Annotated in this window: 15 protein-coding genes; 7 read left to right on the top strand and 8 right to left on the bottom strand. The window is 36.1% G+C overall.

The features are described 5' to 3' along the window. Positions 1-12 precede the first annotated feature (12 nt). A complete protein-coding gene (locus N0B16_RS05405; protein WP_262989709.1) occupies positions 13-918 on the top strand; it encodes a GLPGLI family protein in 906 nt (301 codons plus the stop codon). 113 nt (positions 919-1,031) lie between these two features. On the opposite strand, the gene N0B16_RS05400 is transcribed toward N0B16_RS05405, so the two are convergent. The 8 genes from N0B16_RS05400 to N0B16_RS05365 form a co-directional block, all read right to left on the bottom strand. Next, positions 1,032-2,888 carry a M61 family metallopeptidase gene (locus N0B16_RS05400; protein WP_262989708.1) on the bottom strand — a complete coding sequence of 619 codons (1,857 nt, stop codon included), beginning with the start codon at positions 2,886-2,888 and terminating at the stop codon, positions 1,032-1,034. 123 nt (positions 2,889-3,011) lie between these two features. Continuing rightward, on the bottom strand, positions 3,012-4,625 hold the full coding sequence (locus tag N0B16_RS05395; RefSeq protein ID WP_262989707.1) for a M1 family metallopeptidase: 1,614 nt from the start codon (positions 4,623-4,625) through the stop codon (positions 3,012-3,014). 48 nt (positions 4,626-4,673) lie between these two features. Further along, positions 4,674-5,075 (bottom strand): hypothetical protein, encoded by a 402-nt coding sequence (locus N0B16_RS05390; RefSeq protein ID WP_262989706.1) that lies wholly within the window; start codon positions 5,073-5,075, stop codon positions 4,674-4,676. A gap of 10 nt (positions 5,076-5,085) precedes the next feature. Beyond that, positions 5,086-5,838, bottom strand: coding sequence for a class I SAM-dependent methyltransferase (locus tag N0B16_RS05385; protein WP_262989705.1), 753 nt, complete (start codon positions 5,836-5,838; stop codon positions 5,086-5,088). Further along, entirely contained in the window at positions 5,829-6,566 is a 738-nt protein-coding gene (locus N0B16_RS05380; RefSeq protein WP_262989704.1) for a DUF2071 domain-containing protein, read from the bottom strand. Before N0B16_RS05380 ends, N0B16_RS05385 begins: the two co-directional genes overlap by 10 nt. Beyond that, positions 6,560-6,943, bottom strand: a complete 384-nt coding sequence (locus tag N0B16_RS05375; RefSeq protein WP_262989703.1) for a DoxX-like family protein — start codon at positions 6,941-6,943, stop codon at positions 6,560-6,562. The genes N0B16_RS05380 and N0B16_RS05375 overlap by 7 nt, the downstream gene beginning before the upstream one ends. Positions 6,944-7,067: 124 nt before the next feature. After that, on the bottom strand, positions 7,068-7,892 hold the full coding sequence (tatC, locus tag N0B16_RS05370) for a twin-arginine translocase subunit TatC (RefSeq protein WP_262989702.1): 825 nt from the start codon (positions 7,890-7,892) through the stop codon (positions 7,068-7,070). Between the two features lie 74 nt (positions 7,893-7,966). Next, positions 7,967-8,926 carry a KpsF/GutQ family sugar-phosphate isomerase gene (locus N0B16_RS05365; RefSeq protein ID WP_262989701.1) on the bottom strand — a complete coding sequence of 320 codons (960 nt, stop codon included), beginning with the start codon at positions 8,924-8,926 and terminating at the stop codon, positions 7,967-7,969. Between the two features lie 157 nt (positions 8,927-9,083). On the opposite strand from N0B16_RS05365, the gene recQ reads away from it, so the two are divergent. From recQ to N0B16_RS05335, 6 genes are all read left to right on the top strand, one after another. After that, positions 9,084-11,288 carry a DNA helicase RecQ gene (recQ, locus tag N0B16_RS05360; RefSeq protein ID WP_262989700.1) on the top strand — a complete coding sequence of 735 codons (2,205 nt, stop codon included), beginning with the start codon at positions 9,084-9,086 and terminating at the stop codon, positions 11,286-11,288. 40 nt (positions 11,289-11,328) lie between these two features. Further along, positions 11,329-12,411 carry a glycosyltransferase gene (locus tag N0B16_RS05355; RefSeq protein ID WP_262989699.1) on the top strand — a complete coding sequence of 361 codons (1,083 nt, stop codon included), beginning with the start codon at positions 11,329-11,331 and terminating at the stop codon, positions 12,409-12,411. A 56-nt stretch (positions 12,412-12,467) separates the two neighbouring features. After that, positions 12,468-12,818, top strand: a complete 351-nt coding sequence (locus N0B16_RS05350) for a hypothetical protein (RefSeq protein WP_262989698.1) — start codon at positions 12,468-12,470, stop codon at positions 12,816-12,818. A 107-nt stretch (positions 12,819-12,925) separates the two neighbouring features. Beyond that, complete coding sequence (gene lpdA, locus N0B16_RS05345) at positions 12,926-14,329, top strand: dihydrolipoyl dehydrogenase (RefSeq protein ID WP_262989697.1); 1,404 nt, start codon at positions 12,926-12,928, stop codon at positions 14,327-14,329. A gap of 98 nt (positions 14,330-14,427) precedes the next feature. Continuing rightward, on the top strand, positions 14,428-15,321 hold the full coding sequence (locus N0B16_RS05340; protein WP_262989696.1) for a proline and serine-rich protein 1 family protein: 894 nt from the start codon (positions 14,428-14,430) through the stop codon (positions 15,319-15,321). A gap of 127 nt (positions 15,322-15,448) precedes the next feature. Then, complete coding sequence (locus N0B16_RS05335; protein WP_262989695.1) at positions 15,449-16,273, top strand: CvfB family protein; 825 nt, start codon at positions 15,449-15,451, stop codon at positions 16,271-16,273. Positions 16,274-16,275 lie beyond the last annotated feature (2 nt).

Below are 16,275 nucleotides of genomic sequence, written 5' to 3'. Positions count from 1 at the left end.
TTTAAAAATACTATGAAAAACAAAATTTTATTTTTTTTGCTGATCAGTTTTTTTGCCGGTGCGCAGACCAACCGATTTTTCTATGAATATAAGTACATTCCGGATTCTACCGATAAAGCCGATGTAAAAAAGGAAATGATGCTTTTGGATATCGACAAAAGCGGGTCTCAATATTACAGCCGTGATAAATTTGTGGCAGATTCTACCGCAAAAGCAGATCTGGAAAAACAGCTGAAATCGAGTCCCGGAAACATCAGTGTCAACAGAAGAGAAAGGCCTGGACAGGTTTCGTTCAGGGTCACGAAACAATATCCTGATTTTAAAACATTCCTATTCAGAAATATTTCTACCGATCAGTATAAAATAAGTGAAGACAAAAAACCGGAATGGAAAATTCTTCCCGACAAAGAGAAAATCGGTGAATACAATGCTCAAAAAGCTACCACCAGTTTTGGAGGAAGACAATGGACGGCGTGGTTCAGCACAGAAATTCCTTTTCAGGACGGCCCGTATAAATTTTACGGTTTACCGGGATTAATTGTAAAAATTGAAGATGCTTCAGGATCACATTCGATGACACTGATCGGCAATAAAACTGTTCAGACTTCCGTCCCGGGTAAAGAAACCCAGCTTCCTGAAAATATACAGATCATCGGAATGGGCGGAAAAGAGGTCGAAGTGACGAAAGATCAGTTTAAAAAAGCATGGAAAGCCTATGCAAATGATCCTTCGAAAAATATGCGTGAAATGATGATGAAGAATGGGGGAGATTCTAATACCAAAATGGTCTTTAAAATGAAAACCGCAGATGGAAAAGAGCTTTCAGATCCCAATCAGGTTTTCAGAGAAATGGAAAAAAGAACCAAAGAAGCGCTGAAAAAGAATAACAATCCTATAGAGCCGGATCTTCTGAATTAGGATGTATTTCAGATAATTTGATTGGTAAGGCTAAAAAAACCCTTCCAGCGTTTTAAACGCTGGAAGGGTTATAAAAATTGAAGCCGTAAAGCGAGGAAATTTCTTCGCTTTACTTATTTTTTACCGGTCAACCATTGATTTTGGAGTTTCTGTTCTGCCGCTGTAGGATTGGCTTTGAATTCAAGGGTTTCGATGGTCATTTTATCAAGTATCGCTTTTCCTTTAAGATCAATTTTATCGGTTTTATCACCGTTTTTCCGTAAAATCGTAACCGTTACGTTTTGTCCGTCTTTAATGGTTTTGGTATAATTAATAAACTCCTGGACATTTTGGATGTTAATTGTTTTTCCGTCTAGTGCCAGAATTTCGTCTGTGATTTTAAAACCGACACTTTTTGCAAAAGGCGATAGCGCTGAGTTTTCATCAAAAACAAACGTATTGTTTTTATCATTATATCCGGTTTGGTTAGGATCTTTGATAAACCAGAATAAAGGTGGAGTATCCTGAGATTTCAGTTCTACACCTACCTGATTCAGGTATTCTGCATATGGAGTCGGTTGGTTTCCGGCAATATATTTATTATAAAAATCTTTCACTTGCGGAAATCCCGTTACCGTTACCAGCTCGTCAATCAGCTTGTCATCTTTAAATGGTTTATTTTCCCCGAATCTCTGCGACAGTTTTCTGATCATGTCACGGTATTCCATTTCGCCGCCGGATAATTTTCTCAGCTCAATATCCAGACACATGGTTAACAGCGTTCCTTTTTCATATACGTTTCTGTACTGATCTTTATATTCATCAAGCAGTACATTTTTACTCATTACCGTAAATGGCATTGTATCGTTGTAATTCTTGGAATTGGTGATTTTTTCGTTGATTCTTTTCAGGAATTCATCTTTAGTAATCAGCCCTTCCTGAATTTGAAATAAATTGGCAAAATATTCTGTTCCGCCTTCATACATCCAGAGATGCTGAGACATTTTAGGATCTGCATAATCGAAATAATGAATTTCCTCAGAATGGGTTTTCAGCGGATTCACGGTATGGAAAAACTCGTGGGAAACTACATCTGTAATAGATTTGTCGATGGCATCTTTCGGCATCATTTCCGGTAAAACGACACTGGTGGATTCATGGTGTTCCAATGCTCCGAAACCTTTGATCTGCGGCTCTCCCGTTCCTGAAAGATACAGGAGAATCGCATATTTTTTATTGGTATTCATATCTCCCAAAAATTTCTTTTGGGCGATGACCATTTTTTCCAAATTATCTTTAAAATCTGCCGCTTTATATTTTCCCGTGGGAGAATACACTCCTAAAACCAGATCCATTCCGCCTGCATTGAAAGTGATGTAATCCGGTTTTGTATACATCATCGGAGAATCGGTCAGCTTGGCATAATTGGCTAAGATATAGGTGTCGGTTGATTCAGATTTATCCTGATCTACCAAAGCGGTCGTTCCGTAAAAGTCATTGGGTTTCTGAATAACCAACTGATAAGGAACATCCTGCATATCATCAATATAGCCTACAAAACCGTGCGTATTGATAAGATAGATTTTGCCTTCTTCAATATCGGTTCCGGAAGGTGAAAATACAGCTTTATGCTTTTCGGTATTCATCTCATCATCGAAACTATCATTTACGAGATAGGTGATTTTGCTTAACGCCTGCGCATTTTTAAGTGAATAGGTATTATCATTTGTTTTGGTGAAAGCCAGTTCTTTTCCTTTGTTATCTAAAAATTTTATTCCTTCCACAAATCTTCCGTAATCATCTACAGAATAGGTTCCCGGAACTGTTTTCGGAAAATGGAATTTTACATCTTTGGATTTCATTTTCGGAAATTCCATAGTCACCGCAATCTGGTCGTTTTTTACGTTCACCAGATCAATATTGGTTTTAATCGACTGTGCATTGATGAAAGCTGCGGCAAGAATTCCTAAACTAAGTGCTGTTTTTTTCATTAGGTTTATTTTATAATAAGTAGTTGAGAGAAAACGGGTTTTGTTACAGACATCTAAAATATTATGATATTTTATCAATACTTAACAAAAAGGCAAACTCATATCTGAAGTTTGCCTTTACTATTACTGTATCTTTTTGTATTGGATATAATAATTCTTATTCCACTCGACAGGAGTATTATTTTTCAATTTCAGGGTCTGCCAGTTTTCTTTGGGAGTAATTGTTTGGTCTCCTAATCTTACAGGAAGCATCAAATTTTTAATACCATTTACATATCGGTATTTTAATTCTTCTCCATTTTGGGAATACTCTAAAACAGGAATTTTTATCGTTCTAAGATACTGGTTGAAAACACTTGAAAAGTCAATTCCTGATCTTTCTGAAATATATTTTTCAATCTGGTCTGTAGTTATGGTTTGATGATAAAAATCTTTATTCAAACCTCTTAAGATTTGTCTGAATTTTTCATCATTATTAATCACCTGCCGTATTGTGTGAATCATATTTGCACCTTTAGGATACATATCGCCACTTCCTTCGTTCCTTACACCGTATTTGCCTATAATGGGAATATCGTTACTGATATTGTTCCGGATTCCTATAGCGTAGATATCAGCAGATTTTTTATCCATGAAATTTTCTGTAAAAAGCACCTCGGAATACATGGTGAAACCTTCGTGTACCCACATATCTGCCTGATCTTTTGCCGTAATATTGTTGGCAAACCATTCGTGTCCACTTTCATGAATGATAATATAATCCCAGTTTAAGCCCACTCCAGTTTCTGACAAGTCACTTCCAAGATAGCCGTTTTTATAACCATTTCCGTAAGCGACACTACTTTGATGTTCCATCCCTAAGTAAGGAGCATCTACCAGCTTATAAGAGTCTTCATAGAAAGGATACGGCCCAAACCAGTATTCGAAAGCTTTCAGCATGGGTTTTACCTGTTGAAACTGTTTTTTTGCTTTTTCTAGATTATAATCAATCACCCAGTAATCAAGATCAAGTTTTCCTTTTTCGCCAGAGTAGGAATCTTTAAAATTCACGTATTTTCCAATGTTTGGAATGATAGAATAAGCGTTGATCGGGTTTTTCACTTCCCAGGTAAAAATATTTTTACCGTTTTCGGATTTTTTATCAATAAGTCTTCCGTTTCCTACTCCTGTCAGATCAATTGGAGTAATGATTTTCATCACAACGCCATTATCCGGCTCATCGCTCCAGAGGTCTTTTACCGGAAGCCAGACAGAAGCACCGATGCCTTCATCTGCAACACTCATCCATGGATTTCCGTTCTTATCTTCGGTAAAAACCCAGCCGCCGTCCCACGGCGCATTCTTGGCAATGACGGGGTTTCCGGAATAGGTGATATCAATCGTATATTTTTCTCCTTTTTTAAAATTTTTATCTGAGGCGATAAAAATGAAGTCTCCTTCCTGTTTCGCCGTTTTTTTTACCGGAAAACTGCATTCAATTTTGCCGGCTTTCATAGGTTGCTGCAGATCAATCTGGAAAACGGGATTGCTGATATCTTTTGTAATTTCAAAGCTGATTGTATTGTTTCCTTTAATGCTTTTCTGCTTAAAATCAGGCTCTACAGACAATTCGTACTTTTTAACGTCCCAAAAATTCCGGAATTTTGTATTAGAGCCTTTTAAAGTATCCTGCTTGGTAAAAGCCTGTCCGAAAACAAGCCCGGAAACCAATAAAAGGGGAAAAGAAATTTTCTTCATGGGTGTACAATTAATACGTTCAAAAATAGAAAATTTAATATCAATAATTTATCCTTGCAGAAAATATATTTTCCAAAAGCAAAAACTCATATAAACCCATAACACGGAAAAGACGATGTGAACAATGGTTTCAAAAACTTTTCCTTTCCATAATTTTGAAGAATATCCTACAAACTGAATGATTAAACGGACGGTCCAGAATAGGGCAAATCCCAGGATTATTTTTTTCCCAAGTGACGTATTGATTAAATCATAGGATGAGGTGAGACAAAGCAGACCCATCAAAAATACCGTTAAAGCAATGAAAAATGTATGAACTTTCATAATCTGCCGGTTAATGAGACTCAATGTCTCAAATTCTTGCTTCCATTTAAAATAGGTTGGGAAAATAAGGTGTATAAATGCCAAAACCATTAATAGAATACCGATTATCGTTAAGTGAATTTCCATATTTTCAGTATTAATTTGAACCGATAAAAACCGACATAAAGGGCGTGAATTTTATTTCTTCACATTTCGAAAAACCCGCATTCTTAAAAGCATTTTGCCAGACAGCCCGAGAGAAAAAGTGGGTGAATCCTACAGAAAAAGCCAGGAAATTTGGAAAATCGCGCAAATGTTCTACCATAATCACTTTTCCGTCTGATTTGCAAACCCGATGACATTCTTTTAAAAACTGAATTTTTTCTTCATGAGATCTTATTTCATGGACTGCAGAAAGAAGAAAAATAAGATCTGCAGAATAGTCATTCAAAGGGATTAAATCTGAGTTGATCTGCTTTGTATTTGGGTACACCATACTCACTTTTCTGGCTCTGATAATGGCAGGTTCGGTATGTCTTTCAGCATTATAAAAATCAAAAACCTTAAGGTCTGCGTTTGGAAAATGATTTTTAATGATAAAACTTGTTTCGTCAAATCCTGCATTAATATTAATAATCTGCTTAACTTTTGAAGAGTCAATTGCACATTTTTCCAACCAATGAAAATTATAATAGCCGGAAAAATCATAAACATATGCAGAGACCATTAAAGGCATTACCAATCCGTACAAAAATGAAATAACGATGATCCAAAATAGAATATCCGACCAGCCAAAGATTTGATGAATGATGATTATTAAAATTAAAATCCCGATTCCGATCACATAGAAATGCCGGTTAAAGCTTAAAATGTTTAAAACCCCCTGAAATTTTTTTCTTTTTATTTCCATGATTCTGTTTTTCCTTTTTTCCAGTAATACGGAATGTTTTTAATGATAAAAGCATTGGCCAAAACCGGGTTTGTTAACGGTAGTGTGTTTAGAAAACCAAACTGATAACTGATAATTTCCAAAGGTTGGGGAATCCAGTTTTGTCTTACACCTTCAATGATAAGCACTTCTTTTTTTTCCTGATCATAAGTAAATGTAAAAGGTAAAGGTCCCGCAAATCTTCTTGCTTCTTTCCAGTCTGCAAACGGAGAATTTCCGGGCAGAGAAATGTGATTTTCAGTTTTGCTAAAAATAACTTTAAATTTTGATTGAAGGGATTCTATTTCTTTATTGTTTTCCTTTTCCGTTTGCCTGATGTCGGTCGTGGTATAATTGTAATGGGTAAAAAGATTTCCTATTATTTCCATTTTCTTTGTATCCGTTTCAGATTTAAGAATGTATAATCCCCTCCGTTTTTTTCCGACGCTATTGGTGTACCGCACAAAAATACGGTAGCCGATCAGAAAAAAATCATTTCCCATCCATTTTGGAAAACCTTTCGGACGCAGGTCTTTTGTCTGAACCATGGCAACTGCAATAAAAGCCCATTGATCCTGAAACGTATCCAGTTCCAGACATTCCGGGATAAGCTGTTGTAATTCTTCTTTAGGGACAGCAAATGTCAAAACCAACGAACTTTCAAAAAATGCTTCAACGGCAAAAGGATGACTTTTCAGGTATTTCAGCATGGCTTTTTAATTTTTGGGTTCAAATAAAATTCATTACCATAAATAATCAGAATAAATAAGAAAGCAAATAAAGCGTTATATCTTCCCCAAAGCAATAAATCGGGAACTAAAATAAATTCCAGAATATTCATTACAGCAATAACAATAATTTGGGTGATGGTATTGAGCTTGGTATGAACCCGGCTCAAAATCCATAATGCCATCACGACTTCTGAAATACCGATCATAACGGTTAAACTCCTTGAATGCTCAAAACTTACAATTCTTGAAACAATCTCTTGATGACGGGGAACAAGATTGAGAACTTTACAGAACAATCCGTTAATTATCCAGACTGCAGCAATACAATACGTAATAAGTTGATGCGTTATTTTCATACCCTGAAGTTTTATGATACAAATGTAGATAAAACTTTTTGAACTTTCAGTAATTATTGAAAATAAAATTAAAATAATTTTATTGCTATAATCAGCGGTAAAATTATTTTAAATATAAATTAATTTATTGAACAGTAGGAAGGCTGTTTTCTCGTTTTTGTACCTTTTTATAAGTATACGCACACATTAGAATGCTGAACTCGTATAAAACCAGTAGCGGCATTGCGGCCATCACCATACTCAAAACATCGGCAGGAGTAATAATAGCGGCTACGACCATAATTAAAACTATGGCGTGCTTACGGTATTTTTTCATGAATTGAGGGTTTAATATCCCAATGCTGGTAAGAAAATAAATGAGCACAGGAAAAAGAAACACGATTCCCATTCCCAAAACCACCTGCAAGAATAAAGTGGTATAATCACTTAAATCGTATAAAGGAACAATAATATCTGAGATTTTAAAAATAACCCCAAAATTAACGGCGAAAGGAAGGATTAAAAAATATCCGCATAAAACTCCGGTCATAAAAAGAATCCAGACAGAATTGATAATAAAAATAGAGTTTTTTCTTTCATTAGGGTGTAAAGCCGGGCTTATAAAACGCCACAATTCCCAAACGATATATGGGAATCCCGCCACAATACCTCCGAAGATTGAAACCGCCATCATCACATTAAACTGCTGATATAATCTCTGAACTCTTACCGGGAATTCTTTGGGAAGATGGATGCTATCTTCACCCAGAATCATTCTCGAAAAATGATTTACGATTCTGAACGTAGGAAAGTCGCTTCTTGTAGGACCGAAAAATATATGATCCATAATCCAGTTGATGTTGTATCCTATACAAACCGCTGCGACCACAATAGCAATAATAGAACGGATCAGATGACCTCTTAATTCTCCAATATGCCCAAAAAAAGACATTTCTTTACCTTCGCTCACAGAATATTTTTTTATGTTTCAAATTTAGCAAATATTTACGGATTCCGGTTGAATTCTTAATTCTTAAGGTTATTTTAATTAATTCCTTCATCTAAAAGGGTATGAAGATCAATAATCCCGAAATATTGTCCGTTTTCCGTCACAATAAGCTGGCCTATATTATTGTCTTTTAAAACCTTCATCGCTTCTTTTGCCAAAGCGGTTTTTTCAATAGTTTTAGGATGTACAGACATAATATCTTTTGCGGAAACCTTTGTAATATCTTCTCCGTTCAGCAGCATTCTTCTTAAGTCTCCGTCAGTAATCACGCCAATAATATCCTCTTGATTCGTGACAACGGTAATTCCGTGGCTGGATGCGCTGATTGAGATGATGACATCACGTATCGAAGATTCTTCGGTTACCTGAGGTTTTTGTGAAGAAACAAACTGTTCCACGCGGGCGGTTAAATTTTTTCCCAAACTTCCGCCGGGATGAAATTTTGCAAAATCATATTCCTTAAAATCATTTAGTTCCATCAGACAAATTGCCAAAGCATCTCCTAAAGCCATCTGCAAAGTGGTAGAACTCGTAGGAGCCAGTTTATTCGGGCAGGCTTCAAGATCAACATGGGTATTAAGAACAATGTCAGAAAATTCCGCAAGCTTACTTTTTGTATTTCCCGTCATTCCTATAAGAGCGGAAGAATATTCTTTTAGATAACTGACAAGATTAACAATTTCCGGAGAATTTCCCGAGTTGGATATGCACAAAACAACATCCTGTTTCTGAATAACACCCAAATCCCCGTGAATCGCTTCTGAAGCATGAAGGAACTGAGAAGGTGTACCTGTAGAATTGAGTGTGGCAACGATTTTATTACCTACGTGTGCAGATTTCCCTATTCCTACAATTATCAGTTTCCCTTCTGCTCCGTGGATGATTTCTACTGCTTTTACAAAATCTTCATTAATTCTGGCTTTTAATTTTTCCAGTTCAGCGATTTCTATGGCTAATGTACTTTTAGCGATGGAGATAATGTTTGATGTATCCATTTTATAATGACGATTTCTATCCAAAATATCCCGAATCAAAACAACACTTGTAAAAAAAATGTAAAGCCGGTTTATGGATAATAAATCCTAATGCTTTTATTTTAAACAAAAAAGTTATAACTTTGGGTAAGATGCAAATTTAGCAATACAAAATTAGATGAGCGCAAAAAAAGCCAATTTATCAGGCGAATTAAAAAAATATTTCGGATTTTCAACTTTTAAAGGACATCAGGAGGAAATCATAGAAAAACTTTTAGACGGAAAAGATATTTTCGTTTTAATGCCTACAGGAGGCGGCAAATCTCTTTGTTATCAACTTCCGGCTCTTATTTCAGAAGGTACAGCCATCGTGGTTTCACCTTTGATTGCACTGATGAAAAACCAGGTTGATGCTGTAAATGGGTTATCCTCTGAAGATGGAGTAGCCCATGTTTTGAATTCATCACTCAACAAAACTCAGACCAAACAGGTTTTTGATGATATTAAGAGCGGAAAAACCAAACTTTTATACGTCGCTCCGGAATCGTTGATTAAGGAAGATTATCTTGAATTTTTTAAAGAAGTAAAAATTTCTTTCTTTGCCATTGATGAGGCGCATTGTATTTCAGAATGGGGACATGATTTCCGTCCGGAATACAGAAATTTAAAATTTATCATCGATAAAATTGCAGACGTCCCTGTCATTGCGCTTACTGCGACGGCTACCCCGAAAGTTCAGGATGATATTCAGAAAACACTTGGGATGACCGATGCATTGGTTTTTAAAGAAAGTTTCAACCGTGCAAATCTTTTTTATGAAGTATGCCCAAAAGTGAATGTCGATAAGGAAATCGTAAAATTTATCAATAAACATAAGGGGAAATCAGGCATCGTTTATTGCCTCAGCCGAAGAAAAGTCGAAGAATTTTCTCAGCTTCTTCAGGTCAACGGAATCAATGCGCTTCCTTATCACGCAGGGTTAGACCAAAAAGTGAGAGTAACCAATCAGGATAAATTCCTGATGGAAGAAGCAGACGTTATTGTAGCTACTATTGCGTTCGGGATGGGAATTGATAAACCGGATGTACGTTTTGTGATTCACTATGATTTTCCTAAATCCCTGGAAAGCTATTATCAGGAAACGGGTCGGGCTGGAAGAGATGGGGGAGAAGGGCACTGTTTGGCTTTCTATGATCCGAAAGATATTGAAAAATTAGAAAAATTCTTAGCTCAAAAACCTGTTTCCGAAAGAGAAATAGGCCTTCAGCTCTTAAATGAAGTGGTGGGATATGCTGAAACTTCGATGAGCAGGAGACAATATATTCTATATTATTTCGGAGAAACTTTTGATCCGGTTCACGGTGACGGAGCCAATATGTGCGATAATTCGTCTAACCCTCCGAAATTAAAAGATGCTACTAAAGACCTTAAGAAAGTGTTGGAGCTGATCAGCGATACTACAGAAAAGTTTAAATCCAAAGATCTTATTTCCGTCATTGCAGGCAAAGAAAACGCCGTTACGAAATCCTACAAGTTGGAGCAGAGCCCATTTTTTGGTTTTGGAAAAGACGAAAAAGACAATTACTGGAAAACCATTCTCAGACAGGCAACCGTGCAGAATTTCCTGCAAAAAGATATTGAAACGTATGGCGTTTTAAAAATATCACCAAAAGGACAGCAGGTTCTGGACGGGCATTATAAAGAATCTTTTTTAATTGCCGAAGACCGCGAATTTGACCTTTCACAGACTAAAGCAGACAGTGATCAGGTTCAGATGCAGGCAAGCGGTGGGCTTGACCAAAATTTATTTATCCAACTCAAAGATCTAAGGAAAAAGGTTGCTAAAAAACACGGCATTCCGCCGTATGCGGTTTTTATGGATCCAAGTCTGGAAGATATGACCGTACAATATCCTATCACTGTAGAAGAAATTACAAAAATCTACGGAGTCGGCGAAGGAAAAGCCAAAAAATACGGTAAAGAATTCGCAGATTTTATCAGCAAATATGTAGAAGACAATCAGATAGAACGCACTCAGGATATGGTATTGAAAAATGTGGCTAATAAATCAAGCCATAAAGTTTTCATTATTCAGAGTACCGATAAGAAAATTGATCTCGAAGATATTGCAAGGGCCAAAAATCTTTCGATGAACGATTTGTTAAAAGAAATGGAACGTATTGTCTATCAGGGAACTAAATTAAACATCGATTATTATATCGAAGATAATTTTGATGAAGATATCGTAGATGGTTTTATGGAGTTTATGAATGAATCTGAAAGCGACAGCATGAAAGTCTTACTTGATGAATTTGGTGATGAGCTTTCTGATGAAGAAGTAAGAATGTTGAGAATTAAATTCATCAGTGATGTAGCTAATTAAAAATACAGCCTTACCCGATTTCAGAGTAAGGTTTTTTATTATGAAAAAAATTTCAGTCATGTTTATTCTGCCCGATCTTGAAATGGGAGGCGCAGAAAGAATTGTTACCACCATTGCCAATCATCTGTCAAGAGATCGGTTTGAGCCCCAGATTTTGCTTTTGCGGAAACAGGGAGGCTATCTGAATTTGCTTAAAAAAGATATCGAAATCATTGATATCAATACCGAAAGAATCAGACATTCTTTAAAACCGATTCTCAAAGAAATCTACCGCAGAAAACCCGATATCGTATTTTCGGGATTTGGAGAAGTCAATGCCTATCTGTCACTCTTTATCAAGCTTTTTCCGAAAACAAAATTTATTGCAAGGGAAACGAATGTCGTTTCCCAACACGTAACAAAAAAAGAAATCAAATTTTTCTACAGTTTTTATAACAATTATCAACAGATTATTGCACAGAGTGACGATATGATGACCGATCTGATTAATAATTTCAGTGTAAAGAGACACAAAATTATTAAGATCAATAATCCGGTTGACTTTGATTTTATTGAGCAGAAACTGTTACATTCAAAAAAACCGGAAAGCTTCAAGTATAATTATAAAAATGTAGTAGCCATCGGGAATTTATCAGCAAGAAAGGGTTTTGACAACCTGCTTAAAGTTTTTTCGAGGTTAAAAAACGAAAACATTATTCTCCATATAATAGGCGACGGGAAAGACCGTGAAATCCTGCTCCAGATGAAAGATTTTTTAGGCTTAAAAAACGTTGTATTTCATGGCAGACAGGAAAATCCGTATCAGTTTTTAAAGCATGCGGATCTTTTTATACTATCTTCAAGGTATGAAGGTTTTCCGAATGTTTTATTGGAAGCCGGAGCTTGCGGTACCTATTCTTTAGCCAACAACTGTCCCGGAGGAATCAGCGAAATTATACAAAATGATATCAATGGTGAAATCGGCAATATCGAAAATCCGGAAGATTTTTCACAGAAAATCCTGAAAATCCTTCAGCAGAATTATGATAAAGAATGGATCAAAAATTCTATTAAAACAAGATTCTCAAAGGAAATCATCTTAAATAAATACGAAAAAGTTTTACTGGACCTGATGAAAAAGTAAGCGTGTAAATTTTGATATTTACTTACATTTGGGCTTTTAAATTTAAATAAGCATCAATGAATAAAATCCAAAAGTTGGGATGTGTCTGCGAAAAGCCTGAGTTAAGCCATACAGATTACAGAACTTCAAATATAGGCACTGATAAAACCAATGGGAGAATGGCCGAAGTAAGCATTTTACAGTGTAAACTTTGTCAGAGAATATGGCTTAAATATCTTGTTGAATCTGAAAGCTTTACAAAATCAGGAAGATGGTACAAAGGCATTATTGCTAAGAAATACGTTGCAGGAATGAAACCTGAAAATGCTGTTGAATATCTGGAAAATCTTGACTGGTACATCTACGGCGGATCTTATCTTGAAAGTACAGGAATGTTCGGACAGGGAAAGCTGAATGTAGATTTGTAGCATTTTCATAGAACGGAAAATTTGATAAATCTCACTTTCTCACGTGGTAATTTATCAGTAAATTTGTAATCGTTATCATACCGCTAATAATAAATTATAAAAATAAAATGAGTCAATTCGATGTTACCGTAATCGGTTCTGGTCCTGGAGGTTATGTGGCCGCAATCCGTGCGTCACAGTTAGGTTTCAAAACAGCTATTATTGAAAAATATCCGACTTTGGGAGGAACTTGCCTTAATGTGGGATGTATTCCTTCAAAGGCACTTTTAGACAGTTCTGAACATTTTGAAAATGCAAAACACAATTTCGCAGGTCACGGAATCATTATCAATGAGCCTCAAGCAGATATTACCAGAATGATCGAACGTAAAAATGAGGTCATCAAACAAAATACAGACGGGATCAGTTATCTGATGAACAAAAACAAAATCACTGTTTTTGAAGGAATCGGAAGCTTTGAATCTGCCACTCAGGTTAAAATCACAAAAAATGATGGTTCTACAGAGATGATAGAATCTAAATATACCATTATCGCAACAGGTTCAAAACCTTCATCGCTCCCTTTTATCTCCTTAGACAAGGAACGGGTGATTACTTCTACGGAAGCTTTAAACCTGAAAGAAATTCCTAAGCATCTTGTGGTGATCGGTGGTGGTGTGATTGGTCTGGAATTAGGCTCCGTATACTTAAGATTAGGCGCTCAGGTTACCGTGGTTGAATTTATGGATAAAATTATTCCTGGGATGGATGGAGCTTTAAGTAAAGAACTTCTTAAAGTATTAAAGAAACAGGGTATGAAATTTATGCTTTCTACAGCGGTTTCAGCGGTGGAAAGAAACGGAGATTATGTAAAAATTACCGCAAAAGACAAAAAAGGCGAAGAAGTAACCGTTGAAGGAGATTACTGTTTGGTATCTGTCGGAAGAAAGCCTTTTACAGACGGTCTTGGCCTTGAAAAAGCAGGCGTTGAACTGGATGAAAGAGGAAAAGTAAAAGTAAATGATCATTTACAGACTAATGTTTCCAATATCTATGCAATTGGTGATGTGATCAAAGGAGCAATGTTGGCGCACAAAGCAGAGGAAGAAGGCGTTTTCGTGGCAGAAACTTTAGCAGGACAAAAACCTCATATCAATTATAACCTGATTCCGGGAGTAGTCTATACATGGCCGGAAGTTGCGGGAGTTGGTAAAACTGAAGAACAATTAAAAGAGGACGGTGTTTCTTATAAGGTAGGATCTTTCCCGATGAGAGCATTAGGGAGAAGCCGTGCAAGCGGTGATGTTGACGGTCTGGTAAAAATCATTGCAGATGAAAAAACCGATGAGGTTTTAGGAGTGCATATTATCGGAGCCAGAGCGGCAGATTTAATTGCTGAAGGCGTAATTGCCATGGAATTCCGTGCAAGTGCTGAAGATATCGCAAGAAGTTCCCATGCGCATCCTACGTACGCGGAAGCCATTAAAGAAGCGGCATTAGATGCTACAGGAAAAAGACCGATTCATATGTAATTTTCAAATTATATGTAAAATACTAGAGAGAAGCAGTTTTGCTTCTCTTTTTTTGGCATATATTTAGGATGAAAAATAATTACGATAAAATTAAAAACATGAAAAAAATATGGATCGGTTTTGCTTTTTGTGCAGGTTTTTTTTCTTTTGCGCAAGAAGCAGGAAAAGCAGGAGAGCTTCTAAAGAATGAAGCCAATAAAACAGAAATGCAGAAGCAGAGAAATCAGATTCCGGGAAATAAAAACGGAAATCCTAATTCAGGTTTTCGCAATCCCAATCAAAACAGGAATACCCAAAATAGGCAGAAGCCAGCCAATCCCATTTATAATTGGGATCAAAATTACCAATACGGATATGCCGAAGTATTTCTGAGAATTCCGGAGCAGGGCTATTACACCGTTGAAGTGGGAGATCAGATGATATCCAATTCTTCGGGTAAATACCGTTTTTTTGATCTGATTCCCGGGCTTATTCCTATTTCAATCTATGATAACGGCTATTTGCTGTATCGAACAAGAGTTAATGTAAGGAACAATTCAAGGTTGGTTTTAGATTTTTTTACAAATGAAGGTCTGTATTTATTGGGAACATCCCCTTTACAGAATAATTACGGAGATGTCTGGAATGATCTCTGGAATTCACCGTATAGTGGAAATTCCGGACAATGGGGACCGTCAAACGGGAATAATCAGGGAAATTATGGAAACATCATGAATAATGCTACATTCAGTTCTTTTCTCAATGTCATAAAAAACACCAAGTTTGATGAAGAACGGGTTTCTGTCATCAAACAGCAGTTAAACACAAACAGAATCACTTCCGAACAGGTAAAAGCTCTTATGAAAGTTTTAAGCTTTGACGAAAACAGATTAGAAGTCGCAAAATTTGCTTACACGAGATGTACAGACCAGAATAATTATTTTATCATTTATCCTGCTTTTCAGTTTGAAAGTTCTGCAAAAGAATTAAGGGACTACATTTCAAGGAATTAAATAAAGCATTAATTATTACAATTAAGTATTTTAAATTCTTAAAATCAATTATTCTAATTGAAGAGCTGATGTCTTAATTTTAAATCTCAACCTTATTCCGTACCTTTGACCCTTAAATTGATCATTCATGCAACTCGGAAAAACCCAGACTTTAAAGATTTCAGAAAAAAACAATTCAGGATTAATGCTGTCAGACGAATCTGGTGAAACGGCGTTTTTATCAAAAGTTTTTGTTCATGAGGAAAAAGAAATCGGAGATGAGATTGATGTTTTTGTGTATCAGGATGATCATAAATTAAAGGCTACTACAGAAATTCCATTAGCGGAAGTTGGAGAATTTGCAGTAATGAGCTGTGTACAAAGTCTTCCCAGCGGCGCATTTATGGATTGGGGAATCATCAAAGACCTTTTCATTCCTTATAAACAGCAGAAAACCAAAATTATTGAAGGTAAAAGATATTTGGTGTATTTATATGTAGATGAAATTCTAAATCTGATCACCGGAACCACAAAATTCAAAAGAAATCCTCAATATGAAGATTTACCGCTTCAAAAAGGAGATAAGGTAGATCTGATTATCATGAATGAAAGTGAACTCGGCTGGAATGTAGTGGTCAATAAAAAATACATCGGACTGATTTATACTTCTGACGTGTACAAAAAACTATATCCTTTGTCTGAAGAGGAAGGTTTTATTAAGGCCATCCGTGAGGATGGGAAAATAGATGTTTCATTACAGCCGGAAGGTTTTGAAAATATTGATGAGTTTAAGCAAAAAATCCTCAACAAGCTGGAAGAAAATTTTGGTTTGCTGCACTTGTCAGATCAGTCTTCACCGGATGAGATCAGAGATGAACTGCAAATGAGTAAAAAGAATTTCAAAAAGGCTTTGGGCGGTTTGTATAAGGATAAAATTGTTGAAATCCTGGAGGATAAGATAAAACTGGTTTAAAA

It is taken from the genome of Chryseobacterium gilvum, assembly GCF_025628965.1.
Classification (GTDB): Bacteria; Bacteroidota; Bacteroidia; order Flavobacteriales; family Weeksellaceae; genus Chryseobacterium; species Chryseobacterium gilvum.
This window is presented reverse-complemented; position numbering and strand designations above follow the sequence as displayed.